General features: G+C 42.5%; 13 protein-coding genes. 10 read left to right on the top strand and 3 right to left on the bottom strand.

Annotation, left to right across the window (positions count from 1 at the left end):
* Positions 1–100: 100 nt before the first annotated feature.
* The 3 genes from Q7P33_RS04785 to Q7P33_RS04775 all read left to right on the top strand — a co-directional run bounded on the left by Q7P33_RS04785 (position 101) and on the right by Q7P33_RS04775 (position 4,084).
* Complete coding sequence (locus Q7P33_RS04785; protein ID WP_303867874.1) at positions 101–940, top strand: 4Fe-4S binding protein; 840 nt, start codon at positions 101–103, stop codon at positions 938–940.
* A 134-nt stretch (positions 941–1,074) separates the two neighbouring features.
* Positions 1,075–1,620 (top strand): hypothetical protein, encoded by a 546-nt coding sequence (locus Q7P33_RS04780; protein ID WP_303867870.1) that lies wholly within the window; start codon positions 1,075–1,077, stop codon positions 1,618–1,620.
* A 181-nt stretch (positions 1,621–1,801) separates the two neighbouring features.
* Complete coding sequence (locus Q7P33_RS04775) at positions 1,802–4,084, top strand: PAS domain S-box protein (protein WP_303867868.1); 2,283 nt, start codon at positions 1,802–1,804, stop codon at positions 4,082–4,084.
* A 45-nt stretch (positions 4,085–4,129) separates the two neighbouring features.
* Here the strand turns inward: Q7P33_RS04775 and Q7P33_RS04770 are convergent, their stop codons facing one another.
* A complete protein-coding gene (locus Q7P33_RS04770) occupies positions 4,130–4,786 on the bottom strand; it encodes a YitT family protein (protein WP_303867862.1) in 657 nt (218 codons plus the stop codon).
* Between the two features lie 179 nt (positions 4,787–4,965).
* Between Q7P33_RS04770 and Q7P33_RS04765 the strand changes: the two genes are divergently transcribed.
* On the top strand, positions 4,966–5,601 hold the full coding sequence (locus tag Q7P33_RS04765; protein WP_303867860.1) for a flavodoxin family protein: 636 nt from the start codon (positions 4,966–4,968) through the stop codon (positions 5,599–5,601).
* A gap of 53 nt (positions 5,602–5,654) precedes the next feature.
* On the opposite strand, the gene Q7P33_RS04760 is transcribed toward Q7P33_RS04765, so the two are convergent.
* Both Q7P33_RS04760 and Q7P33_RS04755 read right to left on the bottom strand, forming a co-directional pair.
* Complete coding sequence (locus tag Q7P33_RS04760) at positions 5,655–6,500, bottom strand: DUF4097 family beta strand repeat-containing protein (RefSeq protein ID WP_303867859.1); 846 nt, start codon at positions 6,498–6,500, stop codon at positions 5,655–5,657.
* Positions 6,497–7,174, bottom strand: coding sequence for a LiaF domain-containing protein (locus tag Q7P33_RS04755; protein ID WP_303867856.1), 678 nt, complete (start codon positions 7,172–7,174; stop codon positions 6,497–6,499). Before Q7P33_RS04755 ends, Q7P33_RS04760 begins: the two co-directional genes overlap by 4 nt.
* A 258-nt stretch (positions 7,175–7,432) precedes the next feature.
* Here Q7P33_RS04755 and Q7P33_RS04750 point away from each other — a divergent pair, with 258 nt between their 5' ends.
* The 6 genes from Q7P33_RS04750 (at position 7,433) to Q7P33_RS04725 (ending at position 18,977) form a co-directional block, all read left to right on the top strand.
* On the top strand, positions 7,433–7,837 hold the full coding sequence (locus tag Q7P33_RS04750) for a hypothetical protein (RefSeq protein ID WP_303867853.1): 405 nt from the start codon (positions 7,433–7,435) through the stop codon (positions 7,835–7,837).
* A gap of 353 nt (positions 7,838–8,190) precedes the next feature.
* Complete coding sequence (locus tag Q7P33_RS04745) at positions 8,191–10,521, top strand: methyl-accepting chemotaxis protein (protein ID WP_303867851.1); 2,331 nt, start codon at positions 8,191–8,193, stop codon at positions 10,519–10,521.
* Positions 10,522–10,815: 294 nt separating this feature from the next.
* Positions 10,816–13,125, top strand: coding sequence for a methyl-accepting chemotaxis protein (locus tag Q7P33_RS04740; RefSeq protein ID WP_303867848.1), 2,310 nt, complete (start codon positions 10,816–10,818; stop codon positions 13,123–13,125).
* 194 nt (positions 13,126–13,319) lie between these two features.
* Positions 13,320–15,785, top strand: a complete 2,466-nt coding sequence (locus tag Q7P33_RS04735) for a Lon protease family protein (RefSeq protein ID WP_303867846.1) — start codon at positions 13,320–13,322, stop codon at positions 15,783–15,785.
* A gap of 71 nt (positions 15,786–15,856) precedes the next feature.
* Positions 15,857–17,494: an MBL fold metallo-hydrolase RNA specificity domain-containing protein gene (locus Q7P33_RS04730; protein ID WP_303867845.1), complete on the top strand. Its 1,638-nt coding sequence runs from the start codon at positions 15,857–15,859 to the stop codon at positions 17,492–17,494.
* Positions 17,495–17,588: 94 nt separating this feature from the next.
* Positions 17,589–18,977, top strand: a complete 1,389-nt coding sequence (locus Q7P33_RS04725) for a PLP-dependent aminotransferase family protein (RefSeq protein WP_303867842.1) — start codon at positions 17,589–17,591, stop codon at positions 18,975–18,977.
* Positions 18,978–19,034 lie beyond the last annotated feature (57 nt).

Below are 19,034 nucleotides of genomic sequence, written 5' to 3'. Positions count from 1 at the left end.
CTATTTAAATAAAAGCCTTAAAAATCAATGATTTGAGGCTTGACAATATAGGAAGATTGGTTTATAATTGAATTACAAGATGAATCGGAGAGAGGCATAAATGGACAAGATAGAATTAATACAGCTGGCTGAAGACTTTATTACAAATTCAGCTGATAATCGGATAAAAATGGACAGTAAAGCACCTGTTGAATTAGTCGGTGAAAGAATATACGATTCGCCAATTTTTGGTTTTTGTGAAGCGAGTGATGAGGTGTTTGCAGTTCTCAAAAATCCCGAGGTGATTGGCTGTCATTTCCGGAATCCTCGGGAGTGGTTGCCAACAGCACAAACCGTGATTTCATTTTTTCTGCCATACAGCGAAGCTGTTAAAGCCAGCAATCGGGAACAAAAAATCTGGCCCTCCTGGGGATGGTTAGTTGGACGTGTTGAAGGCCACCGCTTGTTACGAGCATTGTTATCAAAAATGGAAATACACTTAAAAAAGGCTGGCTATGCTACTGTTGTACCGACAATGGATAAAAAGTTTTTCAGTATTACCGAACCCATTGAAGAACTTTGTGGTGAACCGCTGGCCTTTACAAGTAACTGGTCAGAACGTCACATCGCTTACCTTGCCGGACTGGGAACTTTCGGTCTTTCAAAAGGACTGATCACGAAAAAGGGTATTGCAGGAAGGTTTGGCAGTTTGGTAACCGAACTTCAGTTGGAACCCAACAAGCGACCATATGAAATTTATAACGCCTATTGTATGAAGTGCGGTGCGTGTGTTAAACAATGTCCGGTGAAAGCCATTTCAATTGAAAAAGGAAAGGATCATCGACTATGCAGCATTTTTTTGGATAAAACAGCGGAAAAATATAAACCTCGATATGGTTGCGGTAAGTGCCAGGTCAATGTACCCTGTGAAAATGGCATACCGGATCAAAAAAATAATTAGTGTTGTCAACTAAAAATTCGTCCGTGTTTGGATGATACGGTGATAATTAATAAACATGTGAAAAGCGTTGAAAATGTAGTTGGCTGTGATTTCAAAAATCCAGCCAGTTTAGCTTAAAATGATGGAGTTTAATCATGCTTGTAAAAAAGTATCAAAAGCTTGAAGATTTAGAAAAAGTGATCGAGTTTACCTATCCTGGAATTACCTTACTGGTTCGTGACTGCAATCTCGGTCAATTAGAAAAAAAATACCAGGTCGGGATGGTGCTAAAGGAACTGGGCTTTACTGATGCCAGCTTACGCCGGGGTGGCATGGTAACGACCCATCGTTTGGCAATCCTTTCGAATCATTATGCAAACATGCAGTCTTATGAACATGACACGCATTGGGGGCTCTGTGTGTTGGAGGCAGGTTCTCATTTTAAAGTGTTGGATTCCTTTACTCAGGGTGATAAAACCCAGATTATCCTGCTTCATTTGCCGGAAAAAGGCTGGGAGGTTTTTGACACTGTGGCAACAAACATTGATCAGCAGGTTGTGGAAATTGTCCGGGAAGGATTTACACAGTGTCTCGAACTTCCGCCGATACCTGAGCTTTCTACTCAGCGCTGGCTCAAACGTTGTCACTATCCCATTGGCATGTCAGAAAAAGGCGATTATTTTCCCCTCAGTACCGACTGAATAATTTTTATATCGAATCCGAATCACAAGAATAATGATAACATTCTTCTTGTGATTTTTTTATAGGATTTATCATAAACTCCCTGATGATTGAAACGGCTGGTTTGGGGTAAATAGGATAATATAACACTGCGATTTGAAGTGGGATAAAAAATGAAATCATGAATTTAAGGTAGATGAGGTGAGTAAATTGGATGATCATCGAACAGGTCAGATCAAAAAAAACGATGCTTTTTTTGAAGAGCTATTTCGAAATAATTCGGAAATTATGCTGCTGATTGATCCAGTGTCCCTCAGAATTGAAGACTGCAACATTTCAGCCTGTGAATTTTATGGAAAATCGCATGATCAGATGATCGCATCCAAAATTACCCACTTTAATTGCCTTAGTGAAGATCAGCTGAAGAAAGAAATTATGCGGGCCGAAAATAAAGAACGGAGGCAGTTTTATTTTAAACATCGTCGTGCGAATGACGAAATAAGTGATGTTGAAGTGCGAACAAGCCCGATAACGCTGCAAGGTAGAAAGTATTTACTTTCGATTGTGACGGATATTTCCGGATTGCAACTTGACAGTGATTTATTGCGACAGGAAAATACGCTCTTAGAAAAACGGGTTTCGGAACGAACGTATGATCTAAACGAACTGAATGATCAGTTGATCGTTGCAAAAGCTGAGTTAGAGCGGGAGATGGTCTTCATTAAAGCATTATTCGAGAGCATTCCAGGTTATCTATACGTTTATGATCAAACCGGAAAGCTGATTAAATGGAATAAAAAACATGAAGAAATGACTGGTTATTCAGCTGAAGAGTTGTCTCATATGTCCCTGGATCAGTGGTTTGAAGGTGAGGACTTAATTCGAGTAATGGCAGCGGTTGAAGCAGTATACAAAACAGGCTATGGCGAGGTTGATGCCAACCTGATTACGAAGGGTGGCGGAAAACTCCTAATCCGATCTAACGGGGTGTTGATGAACCTTGATGGAAAACAGTATTTCACCGGAGTCGGAATCGATATTACCGAAAGCAAGCGGCTGGAAATAGCCTTAGAACAAGAAAGCAAACTGCTTGAGACAACGCTGATTTCTGTTGGCGATGGGGTTATCTCCTGTGATCGGAATGGCCAGATTCTATTTATCAACCGGGTGGCAGAAGAATTAACTGGATGGAAAAAAAATGAAGCCTTGGGTAAAGCAATAGAAGACGTATTTGAAATTGTTAATGAAACCAACCATGAGAAAGCAGAAAGCATTGTTGCAGATGTTATCAATACGAAAAGCATACGGGAGTTGGATAATCAAACCCTTTTGATTGCCAGAGATGGCAGTGAACGACCCATTGAAGACAGCGCTGCTCCGATTATTGATGAAGGGGGTGATGTGCTTGGTGTAGTTGTAGTATTTCGGGATTATACCGAGAAAAAACAGAAGCTGGAACAAATTCAATATTTAAGCTATCACGATCAACTCACAGGACTCTATAATCGGCGTTTTTACGAAGAAGAACTTCACCGTTTGGACACCCCGCGAAATCTCCCCCTGTCTTTAATCATGGGAGATGTTAACGGATTGAAATTGGTAAATGACAGTTTTGGACATGTCATAGGGGACGAATTATTAAAAAAGGCGGCGGCTGTCATTTCCAAATCGTGTCGGGCAGACGATGTTGTAGCAAGATTGGGTGGTGATGAGTTTGTTGTGTTATTACCAAAAACTGATCAATCTGTCGCGGAAGCAATAATTGAACGTATTGAAAAATTGGCCAGAAAGGAAAAAGTTGGCACCATGGAACTATCCATTTCGTTTGGGTTTGAAACAAAATACGATAAGGACGAAGATATCCAACAGATATTTAAAAAGGCCGAAGATTATATGTACCGTCGAAAACTTACAGAAAGCCTGGGGATGCGGAATAAAACGGTTGGAATGGTTATTGAAACCTTGTTTGATAAATACCAGAAGGAGATGTTACACTCAGAACGGGTTAGTAAACTGTCGGCTGAATTAGGGAGTAAGGTTGGGTTGAACACAAAGGACTCCCATGATCTAAAGACTGCTGGATTAATGCATGATATCGGAAAGATTGGCATCGCCGATGGAATTCTTGATAAATCTGAAAAATTAAGCGATGAGGATTGGACAGAAATTAGGCGTCATCCTGAAATTGGTTACCGTATTTTAAGTTCTGCCAACGAGTTTGCTGAAATTGCCGATCATATCCTTGAGAGCCACGAACGCTGGGATGGTTGTGGGTATCCTAAAGGATTAAAAGGCGAAGAAATTTCTCTTGAAGCCCGAATTATTGCGATTGCTGATGCTTACGATGCCATGACCGAGATGCGGTTTCATATGGATACGCTCACAGTTGAAGAAGCAATTGCTGAGATTAACCGTTGTTCTGGAACTCAGTTTGATCCGGAAATTGCCAGAGTATTTATTGACATAATTAAAAATGAGGAATAGGTATCGATGACGATCGAACCGGAACGCTTAATTAAGCATTCCGGTTCAATCATTTTTATTGAGGTTGCGCAAATTGTGAAGCATTACGCCAAAGGTTTCATGTTTTACCTGAGTAGGGTCAAATTTTACCAATTTAAAGGTGATTTGTACACAAAACCCAATGGCAAAGGCTGAAATAACCGTTCCCAAACCAACCATTCCACCCAGTAGCCAGCCAATTAAAACAACACTGACTTCCAGAATGCCACGGCAAAGGCCGACTGGCAGTCCTGTTTTACGGGTTACCGCTACCATCAGGCTATCCCTGGGACCAGCGCCGAAGGCTGATGAAATATAAAAGTATGTTCCCAGAGAAATAATAAAAAGACCAATAATGAGTACCAGGGTACCGATCCAGAAGTTGTCAAAAAGTGGGATGAAATCTAAGTAAAGGATCAGATCCATGAAGAGTCCAATCATGAACATATTAAAAATAGTACCAAGTCCAATTTTTTCCCCCAGCAGAAATACAATGGCAACAATGAGGGCACCCACTGCGGTGTTCACCAGCCCGATACTGACCCCAATGGTTTGGCTGATCCCACTATGAAGAACTTCCCAGGGAGCATAACCCACATTTGCCCGCATGGTCACAATAATTCCCAATCCATATAGAAAGAGCCCAAAATTCAGTTTGATAAATCTTAAAATATAGCCAGTCATGATGCCCTCCTGATAGAATAATGCTCCCAGTATAACACAAAACAATTCGTGGTCAAAGAATTAAATCTACTAAATCTGAAAGATTTCAATCAGGTGACTGCTTGTTTACTTTAAAAATAATGTGGTATACTAACAACAGCAAATAGAATAGCTGGAGTATAATGCTAGGGAGGTAAGAAATGAAAGTAATTGGTATAAATGGCAGTCCTCACGGTGAGGGAAATACATTTACGGCGCTTAGTATTGCGGGTGATATTTTTGCTCAAGAAAGCATTGATTTTGAGATTTTCAACGTTGGGATGAAGGCGGTTCAAGGCTGTACGGGATGTAATGCCTGCGGAAAGAATAAAAATGAGCAGTGTATCTTCACCAAAGATGTCGTCAATGAAGGAATTCAGAAAATGAAGGCCGCTGATGGGATTGTTTTTGCCAGCCCTGTCCACTTTTCTGGCATCAGTGGTAATATGAAGTCATTTTTGGATCGGGCTTTTTATGTTGCCGGTGCCAATGGCGGACTGTTTCGTCACAAGGTGGCTGGGGCCCTGGTTGCCGTCAGACGTTCCGGTGGGGTGGCAAGCATTGATCAATTAAATCACTATATTACCTACTCCGAAATGGTTATGGCAACCGGTAACTACTGGAATGTTATTCATGGTCGGACTGCGGGAGAAGCTTCTCAGGATACTGAGGGTGCGCAGACTATCGAGGTCACAGCTACCAATATGGTTTGGTTGATGCGCCTTATCGAAAATGGCAAGGGTGTTGTGGCCGAGCCAAACCCCTATAAAAAAGTGTATATGCATTTTGTCAGATAAGTCAGATACAAAAAACACGTTTAGACAATTGTTTAAACGTGTTTTTTTAGCGGCTATTTAAACGTCAATTTAACTGGTCCAACACCACCATCAATATCAATGTGATGCGGAGCAGATTTCGACCCAGTTCCAGTTTCTGAAAGATTCTGACCATTAATGGTAATGGGCCCGATACCCTGGTCAGCGGTAATAAAATAATCGTTCACACTGGCGTTGATATTTAAACTAGTCTCGCCAACGCCACAGTCGACTTCCAGATCGCCAGTAACCAGTCCTTGAATATCAATGAGTCCGACACCACCTTTGATCTCAAAATCATTGAGTTTGACATCGGTAAAATGAACAGCACCAGCTCCACCGTTAAGTTTACCGGAATCGGCTTGAAGCTGATCCGCGATAATTTCTCCGGCACCTTGTTTGAGGATCAGTTTATCGGTGACTATTTTTAATAGTTCGCCGCGTCCAGCCCCAATTTCAAGTTCCAAGTTGGTTAAATGCGTATCACGAGGGATTGTCACTACAAGGTTGGGAGCTTTATCTTTGCCAAGCAGATTAGGCCAGAGATTGATATTCTCTTGATCTTCTATGATAAGTTTACCATTGTCCAACGTGGCAGTGAGGCTTGCTGGAATGTTTGACCCTTCAACTTGAAAGGAATCACCGCTTTGCAGGGTAATACTACCGGCGTCAAATTTGATCAGAACAGACTCCAATTTACCACTGAAATCCTGCAAAAAGTCATGACTATTTTGTTCAGTGATGGTAGGGCGACTATCGATTAATCCAAAACCCCGCATCAGAGCGACGCCGCCATTGATAATGCTGGAGATGATCCCCAATGCTAAAACCAGACCAAAGGCAATGGCCAGGTATTTAATCCACGAGTGATTGGTATTCATTTAACTTCAGTCCCCCCAAAGATATTAGTGCTGTTGATATAAATGGTGGGAGGATTATCACCTAATGGTTTATTTGTTTTGTTCGAAGCGCCGCCAAAAATTGGTGTTGTCGACATTTCTACCCGGACATTATTGGGAACCAACAGATCAACTCCACCAAAGACGGCAGTAGCAGAAACATAAATGTCTTGGTTGATAATCGCTTGTCTTAGGTCAAGGGAAACACTTCCAAAAACAGCAGTTAAATTTGCACCATTAAATTCTTCACCAGGAAAGTTAATCTCCTGACCGCCGAAAACAGCAGAATATTCGGGGAGGCCATCCTTGGTCATGCCTTGAATCAGCTTGGCATTTTTGCTAAGGCGGTCTTTAAACATAATACTCAGACCAACGGCAATGATAATAATTGGAAAGATCAGATCTACCAGTAGTGACCCATTAAAATAACCCCGAGCTGATATAAAAAGTAATACCCCAATGCCGAGTCCAATAGTATTCCATAGCTGAACTCCATTTTGAATCATACTGATGGCGCAGGGAACAATTATAAACAAGGTCCACCAACCATCGAAAAATAATTCAAAATTCCAAAGGCCAAACACATTCCCGGCAAAACCAAGGCCAATAATAACCAACAGAAGTCCCCATAACAAGTTTCCTACTCGATTTCTCATTTTTTTCTCCTTATTTCACAGTTTTCTTTATTATAACATGACTCTGAAAGAAATAGAATTCATCGGCACCGATTAAAATGTGAAAATATGCTTAAACGATGCTATTTATAATTGACTATATGAAAGGGGGTGGGTAAAATGGTAGAAAGACAAATGCAATAACATCAGAATCTTAAAGAAACTGGTTCATTAGATGAGATTCTAGGATTGAGAGCATTATTTTAAAAGCAAGATCGATTGCTAAATGGAGGGGACAACATGGGTTTAGAGAGTGTTTTATATAAATGTGACAAGGGTGTGGATCTCAAACAACTGCGTTTAAAGCCTTGGGCAGTGGCTTCAGAAGTGATGGGGCGGTTTAAAAAAACCAATCAGATTCATCGCTGGTTTTTGGAGAACATTCAAAATGGTGTTGATGATGGCCGATTCTACGTGGTGGAGGAATACCAATTTAAAAAGCTCTACAAATTGTGTGCTACGGTGGAAAGTTATCATGATCGTGCTGAGGAGTTATTACCAACGTTAAAAGGATTTGACATTGGGAGTGCCAAGTATGATGATGTGTATTTCGAAAATTTGAGTAAAGTACTTATTATTCTGGGGCACATTAATAATACGTTTGACTTCGAAAAAAACGAGCTGGTATACAGCAGTTCCCATTAAAAATAGACGTTATCTGATTATAAAAAAGGAGCTGAATTTGTTTCAGCTCTTTTTTAAAAGTTATAGGCCGTTTTTGACATAAAATTTAAATTAAGTTAATGTTTAGACGACAATTGACGACAATAGAGTAGTGGAATCACTTAGAATGTTTGTGAAAGTCAAATAGTAATTGTGATTTCGCAAATTATTCGATATAATATTATTCATGACCAAATGAAGAATCCAAATCATTAAGAGATAATCTTGGTAGTGTTATTTAACACTATTTAACGATTCCGGTTTAATCACAGACAGGAATTGTGATGTTGCGTCGGATTAGTTTTAAATGAGTATAAAATTAAAGGAGAAAGCGTATGAAAAGTGAAAAGAGTTTATTATCAAAGATTCTGTTGTCAGTTGTCGTACCGGTAGCTTTAGTATTCGGTGCAGTCGCAGGTATTGCTATGGTCATTACAAGCCAGAGCTTTGAGCAGTTCTCAGAAATTCAAAACAGCTTGTTGCTGGTTTATGTAATCGGTTTAGCTGTGGTTATCGGGATCGTTGTTTTAGGGATGAGGGATCCTTCAAACAGAATAACCAATCTGGCTGAAGCTGCACAAAAAATAGCAGATGGAGATCTTGATGTTGAATTGCGGTCGGTTAACACGCAGGATCAATTAAGTGCAATTTTTGCATCCTTGTCTTTAATTGCAGAAAACAATGAAAGATATGCAGAAATGGCCCAGAAAATAGCAAGTGGCGATTTAGTAGGGAATATTTCTCCAGTATCGGATCACGACATGCTGGGAAATCATTTGTCAGCAGCACAAAAATCGATGTCAAAACTCCTTAACTATCTTGCTTCAATGCCAGAATTAGTAGAAAAAAACGAGTATTTTGATCATCGTATCGAAGATAATCTGACTGGTGATTATAAAAAAGCCGTTACGCGCATGAATCAGGCCATGGCAACAGTTTCTACGAATATGGAATATTATTTAACCATTCTGGATGCCTTACCATATCGGATAACGACAATTGATCAGAATATGAATATGGTTTTCGTCAATAAAATTCTCGAAGATCTAATGAAACTGACCGGGACAGCCAATTCTCGGGAAGAGATTCGCGGGGTTCCGTGCAACTCCTGCAATCTGGAAATGTGCCATAGCGAGGATTGTGGGGTTAAGGTGTTAAACGCTGGTGGTGAGCGACTGAATGAGCTTGGATATTCTGAACATCGTTTTGAATTCCGTGATCGACATTATCGCATGGATACCATGAATCTGATCAATCGAAAAGGTGAAAAGATTGGTTATGTGGATGTCTCCCATGATATTACCCCGGTTATGAGTGTGAATAATTATCGTAGTGATGCGGTCATGCGACTTGCTGAGAACCTTCATCGCTTAGCTGAAGGGAATTTGGATCTCGATTTACAGGTTGATGAACCAGGACAGTACACCAGCGAAGTTTATAAGCAGTTTAAGGCAATTGGGGATAGCTTGGCAGATGTGAAAATCACCATTGATAACCTGATTGGTGATGCCATCATTCTGACCACCGCTGCCATGCAGGGCGATCTTGACGTCCGGGCTGATGAAACCAAGTTCAGTGGTTCATGGAACGAACTGATCGGCGGTATGAACGGCATACTTGCTGTAATGGCCAAACCAATGGAAGAGGTCGCAACGGTAATGGATGCCATTGCCAATGGTAATCTGGATGTGACCGTTGACGGTTATTACCAGGGGAGCTTTGATGTACTAAAACAAGCAGTCAACGAAATGGGCAGTAATTTTAAAACGATTGTCACCGAAATAGCTACTGTCACCGGAGAAATCAGTAATGGAAATCTTAACCTGGACAATGTCAGCGATTTTGGCGGCGATTTCAATGCGATTTCGGATGCCCTCAATACCATTATTGGAACATTGAATTCGTTGTTGGGTGATATCAATCATGCCGCTGAGCAGGTTAATGCCGGGGCCAATCAGGTATCCGACAGCAGTCAGGCGCTGGCCCAGGGATCCACCGAACAAGCCAGCTCGATTCAGGAGCTGACAGCCTCGATTACGGAGATCGCCGATCAAACCAAGAATAACGCTGTCAATGCCAATAAAGCCAGAGAACTGGCCACCGATGTGATGGGAAATGCCGACAAAGGTAATCATCAGATGACGGAAATGCAGCAGTCGATGGTGGAGATCAACAAGTCATCAGAAGACATCTCCAAGATTATCAAGGTTATTGATGATATTGCCTTCCAGACCAATATTCTGGCCCTGAATGCGGCAGTGGAAGCGGCTCGGGCCGGACAGCATGGAAAAGGTTTTGCGGTGGTGGCCGAAGAAGTTCGGACGCTGGCAGCCCGTAGTGCCGATGCTGCAAAAGAAACAACCGGACTGATTGAAGGTTCCATCAGCAAGGTGGCTGAAGGTACCAAAATTGCCGATGAGACCGCCAGCGCTCTGGATGAAATTGTGGCTGGAATTACCCAGGTCAATGATTTGATCGGTAACATTGCCGAAGCATCCAACGAACAGGCTACTGGCATTGCTCAGATTAATCTGGGCGTTGAACAGGTTGCCCAGGTTGTCCAGCAGAACTCGGCCACAGCAGAGGAAAGTGCTGCCGCCAGCGAAGAGCTTTCCGGCCAGTCAATTCTGTTAAAACAAATGATTGATCAGTTTCAGTTGCGATAAATGACCAAATAATAATGTTTAATCTGAAATGACGTTAGGAAATGTTGCTAACGTCATTTTTTTATTGCGTTCAATACAAAGCTGAGAGAACATTTCGTAGAAACAAAAATTGAAGTTGAGTTTACGAGAAATTTCATATATAATGAAACCAATTTTTAAATGATTCTGGCTGAATACCCAGGCTGTGAAGAGTAACAGCAACGATTGTGAGATTCTTTTAGGGGTATAATCTTTCCGGGAAAAGTGGTGAAGACGAATTACTTATTTAAAAATTGCTGATCATAGGAGGAGATAATGGAACAAAAAAAGAGTTTGCTGTCAAAACTTGTTCAGACGGTAGTTCTACCGGCGGTCCTGATTTTTAGCATAACTGCAGGTATAGCGATGACCGTTGCCAGTCAGAGCTTGCCCCGGTTTGCAGATGTTCAAAACAGCTTGGTGATAATTTTTGCAATTGGTATCGCCATCATGGTTGTCGTGAGTGTCCTTAGTGTAAAGGCGATTTCAGACCGTTTAACCAGTTTGACTGAAGCAGCCTATCGGCTGTCTAGAGGTGATATGGCAGCAGTGATCAAAGCAGAAAACGCCCAGGATCAGTTGGGAGAAGTGGCTGTAGCACTTTTTGAAATTGCTGACAAAATGAAGTTGCATTCAGAAATGACAGGAAAACTGGCTCAGGGGGAATTGTCAGAACCATTTATTCCGTCATCGGATCAGGACATCATTGGGAGTAACCTGATGGCAATCCAGGCGACCATGAAGATGCTAAATGATTACCTGATGCAACTCCCTGAACTGGTTGAAATTGAGACCGACCAGGAAGACTATCAGATACCTGAAATGATTGGTGATTATAATAAAGGGATCAACGATGTCAATCGGGCCATAAAAACCCTGGCTGATAAACGTGATTTCTTTCAGGCGATTCTGGATGCTATGCCATACCGGATTACCGTTGTTGATACGGACTTAAAATGGACATTTATTAATAAAACGCTCCAGGATCTGAGAATTGCCACCGGTCGAGAGGGGAGTCGGGAATCACTTTATGGTGATGACTGTTGTAAATCAAATCTGGATATGTGTAAAAACGAGGATTGCGGTGTAAAAGCATACCGCAAAAATGGGAGGATTGAGTTTCCCTTTGAATATCGCGGTGGGCATTATCGAATGGATACAACACCAATTATCGATAAAAAAGGTCAGACCATTGGTTATGTTGAAACGTCATTTAATACCACTGCAACCATGAGTACAAATAAATATGCTGAAGTCGAAATCAACCGCCTAGCCGATAATTTACAACGTTTATCAGCAGGGAATCTTGATTTTGATATGAATATTCAAGAACCCGATGAGTATACCAATGAGATTTATGAGCAGTTCAGTGCGATTGAAACAAATCTCCGTGAGGTTAAAAAATCCATCGATAACCTGATTGGCGATGCCATCATTCTGACCACCGCTGCCATGCAGGGCGATCTTGACGTCCGGGCTGATGAAACCAAGTTCAGTGGTTCATGGAACGAACTGATCGGCGGTATGAACGGCATACTTGCTGTAATGGCCAAACCAATGGAAGAGGTCGCAACGGTAATGGATGCCATTGCCAATGGTAATCTGGATGTGACCGTTGACGGTTATTACCAGGGGAGCTTTGATGTACTAAAACAAGCAGTCAACGAAATGGGCAGTAATTTTAAAACGATTGTCACCGAAATAGCTACTGTCACCGGAGAAATCAGTAATGGAAATCTTAACCTGGACAATGTCAGCGATTTTGGCGGCGATTTCAATGCGATTTCGGATGCCCTCAATACCATTATTGGAACATTGAATTCGTTGTTGGGTGATATCAATCATGCCGCTGAGCAGGTTAATGCCGGGGCCAATCAGGTATCCGACAGCAGTCAGGCGCTGGCCCAGGGATCCACCGAACAAGCCAGCTCGATTCAGGAGCTGACAGCCTCGATTACGGAGATCGCCGATCAAACCAAGAATAACGCTGTCAATGCCAATAAAGCCAGAGAACTGGCCACCGATGTGATGGGAAATGCCGACAAAGGTAATCATCAGATGACGGAAATGCAGCAGTCGATGGTGGAGATCAACAAGTCATCAGAAGACATCTCCAAGATTATCAAGGTTATTGATGATATTGCCTTCCAGACCAATATTCTGGCCCTGAATGCGGCAGTGGAAGCGGCTCGGGCCGGACAGCATGGAAAAGGTTTTGCGGTGGTGGCCGAAGAAGTTCGGACGCTGGCAGCCCGTAGTGCCGATGCTGCAAAAGAAACAACCGGACTGATTGAAGGTTCCATCAGCAAGGTGGCTGAAGGTACCAAAATTGCCGATGAGACCGCCAGCGCTCTGGATGAAATTGTGGCTGGAATTACCCAGGTCAATGATTTGATCGGTAACATTGCCGAAGCATCCAACGAACAGGCTACTGGCATTGCTCAGATTAATCTGGGCGTTGAACAGGTTGCCCAGGTTGTCCAGCAGAACTCGGCCACAGCAGAGGAAAGTGCTGCCGCCAGCGAAGAGCTTTCCGGCCAGTCGATTCTATTAAAACAAATGATTGATCAGTTTCAGTTGCGATAGATCAACAAACGGATGAATAATTAAAATAAACCTAAAGAGGAACAAAATGCACCATAGACTAACTGCGTCTAGGGTGCATTTTTATTTACAAAAATTGTGTAATTTCAAACAAGTTGGATATTAATATAATAAAGGTTTAATTATAAAAGGATTGTTGATGTTCTTTGCATAAAAGATTGGAAAGGTGGCAGGATATGAAAATACATGATCATTATCGGGTACCCATAGATAAACTAAAAAAAGTCAGCAATGAAGAAGAATTGAAATTTTGCAATTCGACACTGGACGTATCGCCCCTGGATGCGATTGCCGGACAGGAACGGGCAGTAAAGTCGATGGAATTTGGTATTGCCATGGATGATGATGGATATCATATTTTTGTAGTTGGTCCATCTGGGACGGGTAAGAGCGACTATACCAATGATGTCGTTAACCGGGCAGCAGCCCTGCGAGCGGTTCCAGATGACTGGTGTTATCTTTACAATTTTAGTAATAAGGACAAACCATTGGCGGTTTCTCTGCCAGCAGGGAAAGGGCGGATCTTTCAGAAGGATATGGACAAGCTGATCCTTGAACTTAAAAATACAATTCGGAAGAACTTTGAAAGTACCGACTATGAACTCAAAAAAGATCGGATTTTTAACACCTATCAGCTTAAAATGGAAGAACTGGTGATGATCATCAATCAAAAAGCACTTGAGGATGGCTTCGGTGTCAAAACGGTGGGGATGAAATTTGTGTTTATTCCGCTTTATGATGGTCGCCCGTATCAACCGGAAGAGTATAGTAAACTCAGTGACGAACAGCGCAATATCATAAATGAAAAGCGGTATCTGTTGGTCAAAAAGTTGGAACGAATATTAGCAGATGGTCAACAGGCCGAAAAAAAAATGACTGCTCAAATTATCGAACTGACCAGAGAAACAGCTTATCGTGGAGCTGAACCACTAATTGTTTCACTAAAGGAAAAATATCAGGCGTTCTCACGAATTGTTGAGTATCTCGATAATGTTTTACATGATGTGGCAGATCGATATGGTATCTTTACCAATCAGGAAACACTTCCGGCCAATCATCAGTCGGATGAAACAAATCATCAGGCGAGTGATGGTGACAATCCAGTTGCATTCAATGGATTTAATGGTCAGGGTGAAACAGACCCGTATAGCCGCTATCGCATTAATTTATTTATCAATAATGAAAACTTGAAAGGGGCACCAGTTATTATCGAGTCGAATCCATATTATTACAATATCTTTGGAAAAATTGAGTATAAAAGCCAGCTTTTTCTGGTTAATACCGATTTTACCATGGTGAAACCTGGTGCCGTTCATCTGGCTAATGGAGGGTATCTGGTTTTGCAGGCAAAAGATTTACTAACGGATCCCTTTGTCTGGAATGTTCTTAAAAAAATGCTTACGAATAGAGCTGCAGTTGTTGAAAATATTGGAGAGCAATATCGAACCGTTCCGACGGTTACGTTAAAACCAGAAGCAATTCCATTAAACCTTAAGGTCATTCTCATAGGTAGTCCGCTTTACTACCTGATTCTTTCCAGTGATGAGGATTTCCGGGAGCTTTTTAAGGTGAAAGTCGACTTCGATTCAGAAATGCCCCGTAATCAGGAGAATATTCGAAAGTATGTTTCTTTTGTCAGTGGAATCTGTGAGGAAAAAGATGTTCATTGCTTTGATCAGACAGGTTTGGCAGGTATCATTGAATACGGATCACGACTGGCGGGAAGCCAGAAAAAATTATCAACCCGGTTTGGCGATGTCCGGGAGGTAATTTATGAATCCATTGCCCGGGCGAAATCAGACAATAGCGAGACAGTGAGCATGGTTCATGTGAAAAAGGCCGTCAATGATCGTAACTATCGGTTTAACAGACTGGAGGAAAAAATTCAGGAGGCGATTGCGGATCGACGGATTATCATCGAAACTGAGGGAATAACAGTGGGTCAGATTAATGGATTGTTTATTATTCAGACTGGGGGATATACATTTGGGTTGCCTTCCCGGATTACTGCAATTACTCATGTGGGGCATGGCGGGGTCGTGAACATCGAACGGGAAACCGAAATGAGCGGTAATGTTCATTCCAAGGGTGTATTGACTCTGGCCGGTTATCTTGGTGGGAAGTTTGCTCAGGATAAACCGCTGGGATTAACAGCCCAGATTACCTTTGAACAATTATATGATGGCGTCGAGGGGGACAGCGCCTCGAGTGCCGAGCTCTATGCGATCATATCAAGTTTAGCAGGGGTTGGGATCCGACAGTGCCTGGCTGTTACCGGTTCGGTGGATCAACGGGGTGAAATCCAGCCGATTGGGGGTGTCAATGAAAAAATCGAAGGTTTCTTTGATGTTTGTCAGACATCTGGACTAACCGGGGAGCAAGGTGTAATCATTCCGGCCAGCAATACCATTAATTTGATGTTAAAAGATGAGGTCATTGAGGCAGTTAAGCAGGGACGTTTCAATATTTATGCTATCAATCATATCGAAGAAGGGTTGGAAATTCTGACGGGTATTCCAGTTGGAAAAATGGATGCAGATGGTAACTATCCGGATGGAAGTATCTATAATTGTGTCAATAAAAAACTCCAGGAATTTAATTCCGCATTGGAAAGTGTTGCAAGAAAAAATGCGGGTGAGTAAATAGAGATTATGCTAATTGTTTAAAAATGTGATCTACTTGAATAAGAAATAACACGAACAGGAGAATGAAAATGAAAATTAAATTTTTAGGAGCGGCGATGTCCGTCACTGGTTCTTGCCATCTGGTGACCACCGATCACAGCAAATTCCTCCTGGACTGCGGTTTGTTTCAGGGGAGTGAAGCCCTGGAAGAATTAAATTATCAGGCCTTTGATTTTGATCCAGCTGAGATCGATTTTATACTATTAAGTCATGCTCATGTGGATCATTGCGGTCGGATTCCATTGATGGTTAAACAAGGATTTACCGGGAAAATATACTGTACTGGAGCAACCGCCGAAATAGCTGATATCATGCTTGAGGATAGTGGCAATATTCACGAAATGGATGCTATATGGATTAATAAACGAACAACCCGTTCCGGTCAACGGCAGGTTCAACCGCTGTATACTGCGGAAGATGCGGCCCGCTGCTCGCAGTATTTTTTTCCAGTAGCTTATGGGCAGTGTTTTGAGATCAATTCCCAAATCAAGATTCGGCTCAATGAAGCTGGCCATATATTGGGAGCTGCCATCATCGAAATGTGGATTGAAGATGGTGGCAAAACCACCAAACTGGTTTATTCCGGGGACATTGGAGCCGTTAATCAGCGAATGCTCAATGATCCAACCCTGATTGCATCAGCAGACTATCTGATCATGGAAACGACCTATGGCGATCGTGCCCATGAAACACAACAGGAAAGCGGGAAGCGTTTCCTGGAGATTATTTTTAAAACCGTCGCTCGTGGGGGCACGGTGGTCGTACCGGCCTTTGCCTTGGGGCGAACCCAGGATCTGATTCATGAATTGGAACTGTTTTATGACCACCATGAGTTCCATCAGAATCAGTTGGACAAGGTAAATGTCTATGTTGACAGCCCTCTGGCCACAGATGCAACAACTATTTTTCGAAAAAATGCCCATTATTTCAATGATGCAATCAAAGAGCGGATCAAAAGTGGCGAGGAGCTTTTCTATTTCAGAAATCTCAATTTTACCAAGAGTATCGATCAATCCAAAGCTCTAAACGAGAACACTTCACCGAAGGTCATTATTTCTTCCAGTGGAATGGCTGATGCCGGTCGGGTTCGACATCACCTGAAACACTATCTCTGGAAACCGAAATCCAGCATTATTTTTGTCGGCTATCAGGCAGAAGGTACCACCGGACGGGCAATTATCAGTGGCGAAAAATATGTTCGCATTCTCCGTGAACGTATCCATGTTAGTGCCGAAATCTATTTCCTGGAAGGATTCTCAGCCCATGCGGATAAAAATGATCTGCTAAAATGGTTATCGGGATTTAAAGAGAAACCCAAAAAAATATTTTTGGTGCATGGGGAAGTAGAAGCAAAAAAGACCTTTGCTGATACAGCAAAAAGAATCTTAGGTTTTGACTGCACAGTGGTTGAGGATGTCTCCGAATACAGTCTGGACGATGATGCTATGACGATGGCTGGGATCAAAGAACGGATTGATTTAAAAAATCAAATCAATAAACTAAAGGATAATCTGGGCGACATCCATGATGAACTGGATAATTTGCTGGCTATTCCTGGGGTAGCGATCAGCGAGGCGTTACCCGATGAAAAAGTAGAAGAGTTAGAGACCCTAACTAGAGATCTTAAAAGAACTTGCGAAGAAATAAGAGCTATTATAAAAACTTAACTTGTTTGATTCAATCAGAAAACCTCTGCCATCTTGACGGTGACAGAGGTTTTCGATAGAATTGGATGAATATTGTTTAAAAGGAGTCATAGCCATGCCAGTCAATTCGTTTGAAGATTATCCGATGTCCTGGAAGCCCATGCTGGATCAACAGAGTAAGCCTTTGTACCTCTCCCTGGCCCGGCAATTGGAGCAAGACATCAAAACCGGGAAGCTGTTACCGGGAACAAAGCTGCCACCGCAGCGGGAACTGGCAGACTTTTTGGATATTAATGTCAGTACCGTTTCCAAGGCCTGCAAGGTTTGTGAGTTAAAAGGCCTTCTCAGTGCGACAGTCGGGAGTGGCACCTTTGTGTCCTTCGATGCTCTGGCTAATGCATATCTGCTGCCAGATGACAAACCCCGGAATCTGATTGAGTTGGGCGCGGTTTTTCCGGATACAGCCACCTTTTCACCACTCATTGGTTGTTTGAAAGATATGCTTAACGAAGCCGATGCCGATAAGCTATTTAATTACAGTCGACCCAACGCAAATATCTGGTTGAAAGATACGGCGGTGAAGCTGATGGAAAAAGGGGGCTTTTATCCAGCACCGGCAAGCATTCTGTTCTCCAACGGTGGTCAAAACGCTGTATCTGCCATTTTGGCAGGACTTTGTCGTCATGGTGATAAAATCGGAGCTGATCCCCACACCTATTCTGGGCTTAAAACGACGGCCTCAATGTTGGGGATACAGCTGGTTCCCATTCGCCATCGTGATGGAGAAATGGATGGTGACGCACTGATGGATAGCTGTCGCAATGAAAATATTAAGGGGATTTATCTGATTCCGGATCATCACAATCCCACCACCCATACGATGTCCATTGACCGTCGTCGCACTTTGGCAGAGATTGCCAGAGACCAGAAAATTTTTATCATCGAGGATGGGGCCTATCATTTACTAGCAAAAAATACCCGACCGGCTGTGGCATCCTTCGCCCTGGAGCAGACCATTTATATCGCCAGTATGTCAAAAACCTTAGCCCCTGGTTTACGAATGGCCTATCTGTCGGTACCCCAGGCTTACCGCAAACAGATATCGAAGGCTTTGTATAACCTCAATATTTCCGTTTCGCCGTTAATGGCCGTGCTGGCGGCGCGGGTTATCGTCTCGGGACAGCTGGACCAATTTATCAAAAGCCATCAGCAAAATGCCAGACAGCGCAATCAATTGGTGAACCGCACCCTCAGCGACTATAACTGTCGCGGCGATGAAACCAGCATCTTTCGGTGGCTGGAGTTGCCGGATACGATAACCGGATCAGCTTTTGAGGCGTTGGCAATGGAGCAAGGTGTTCGGGTTTACGGTGCCGAGCGATTTACCGTTGGCAATAGTCTCCCCAGTCGGGCGGTACGGATGTCGGTCTGTGCCCCGGAAACCCTGGCTGAACTGGAACAGGGACTAATCATATTAAAAAACCTTCTGGATAATTGTAGCTAATTTGTACGCCATACATTTAATTTATTGTATGGCGTATTTTTGCGTGGTAAAATAAGG

This window comes from Acetobacterium wieringae (assembly GCF_026646375.1).
In the GTDB taxonomy this organism is placed as follows: Bacteria; Bacillota; Clostridia; order Eubacteriales; family Eubacteriaceae; genus Acetobacterium; species Acetobacterium wieringae_A.
This window is presented reverse-complemented; position numbering and strand designations above follow the sequence as displayed.

Bases quoted from the DNA above. Each gene is read 5' to 3' on its own strand.
- Q7P33_RS04760 (WP_303867859.1), bottom strand. From the start codon at position 6,500: ATGAATACCAATCACTCGTGGATTAAATACCTGGCCATTGCCTTTGGT.
- Q7P33_RS04765 (WP_303867860.1), top strand. From the start codon at position 4,966: ATGAAAGTAATTGGTATAAATGGCAGTCCTCACGGTGAGGGAAATACA.
- Q7P33_RS04770 (WP_303867862.1), bottom strand. From the start codon at position 4,786: ATGACTGGCTATATTTTAAGATTTATCAAACTGAATTTTGGGCTCTTT.
- Q7P33_RS04725 (WP_303867842.1), top strand. From the start codon at position 17,589: ATGCCAGTCAATTCGTTTGAAGATTATCCGATGTCCTGGAAGCCCATG.
- Q7P33_RS04740 (WP_303867848.1), top strand. From the start codon at position 10,816: ATGGAACAAAAAAAGAGTTTGCTGTCAAAACTTGTTCAGACGGTAGTT.
- Q7P33_RS04755 (WP_303867856.1), bottom strand. From the start codon at position 7,174: ATGAGAAATCGAGTAGGAAACTTGTTATGGGGACTTCTGTTGGTTATT.
- Q7P33_RS04785 (WP_303867874.1), top strand. From the start codon at position 101: ATGGACAAGATAGAATTAATACAGCTGGCTGAAGACTTTATTACAAAT.
- Q7P33_RS04750 (WP_303867853.1), top strand. From the start codon at position 7,433: ATGGGTTTAGAGAGTGTTTTATATAAATGTGACAAGGGTGTGGATCTC.
- Q7P33_RS04730 (WP_303867845.1), top strand. From the start codon at position 15,857: ATGAAAATTAAATTTTTAGGAGCGGCGATGTCCGTCACTGGTTCTTGC.
- Q7P33_RS04735 (WP_303867846.1), top strand. From the start codon at position 13,320: ATGAAAATACATGATCATTATCGGGTACCCATAGATAAACTAAAAAAA.
- Q7P33_RS04780 (WP_303867870.1), top strand. From the start codon at position 1,075: ATGCTTGTAAAAAAGTATCAAAAGCTTGAAGATTTAGAAAAAGTGATC.
- Q7P33_RS04745 (WP_303867851.1), top strand. From the start codon at position 8,191: ATGAAAAGTGAAAAGAGTTTATTATCAAAGATTCTGTTGTCAGTTGTC.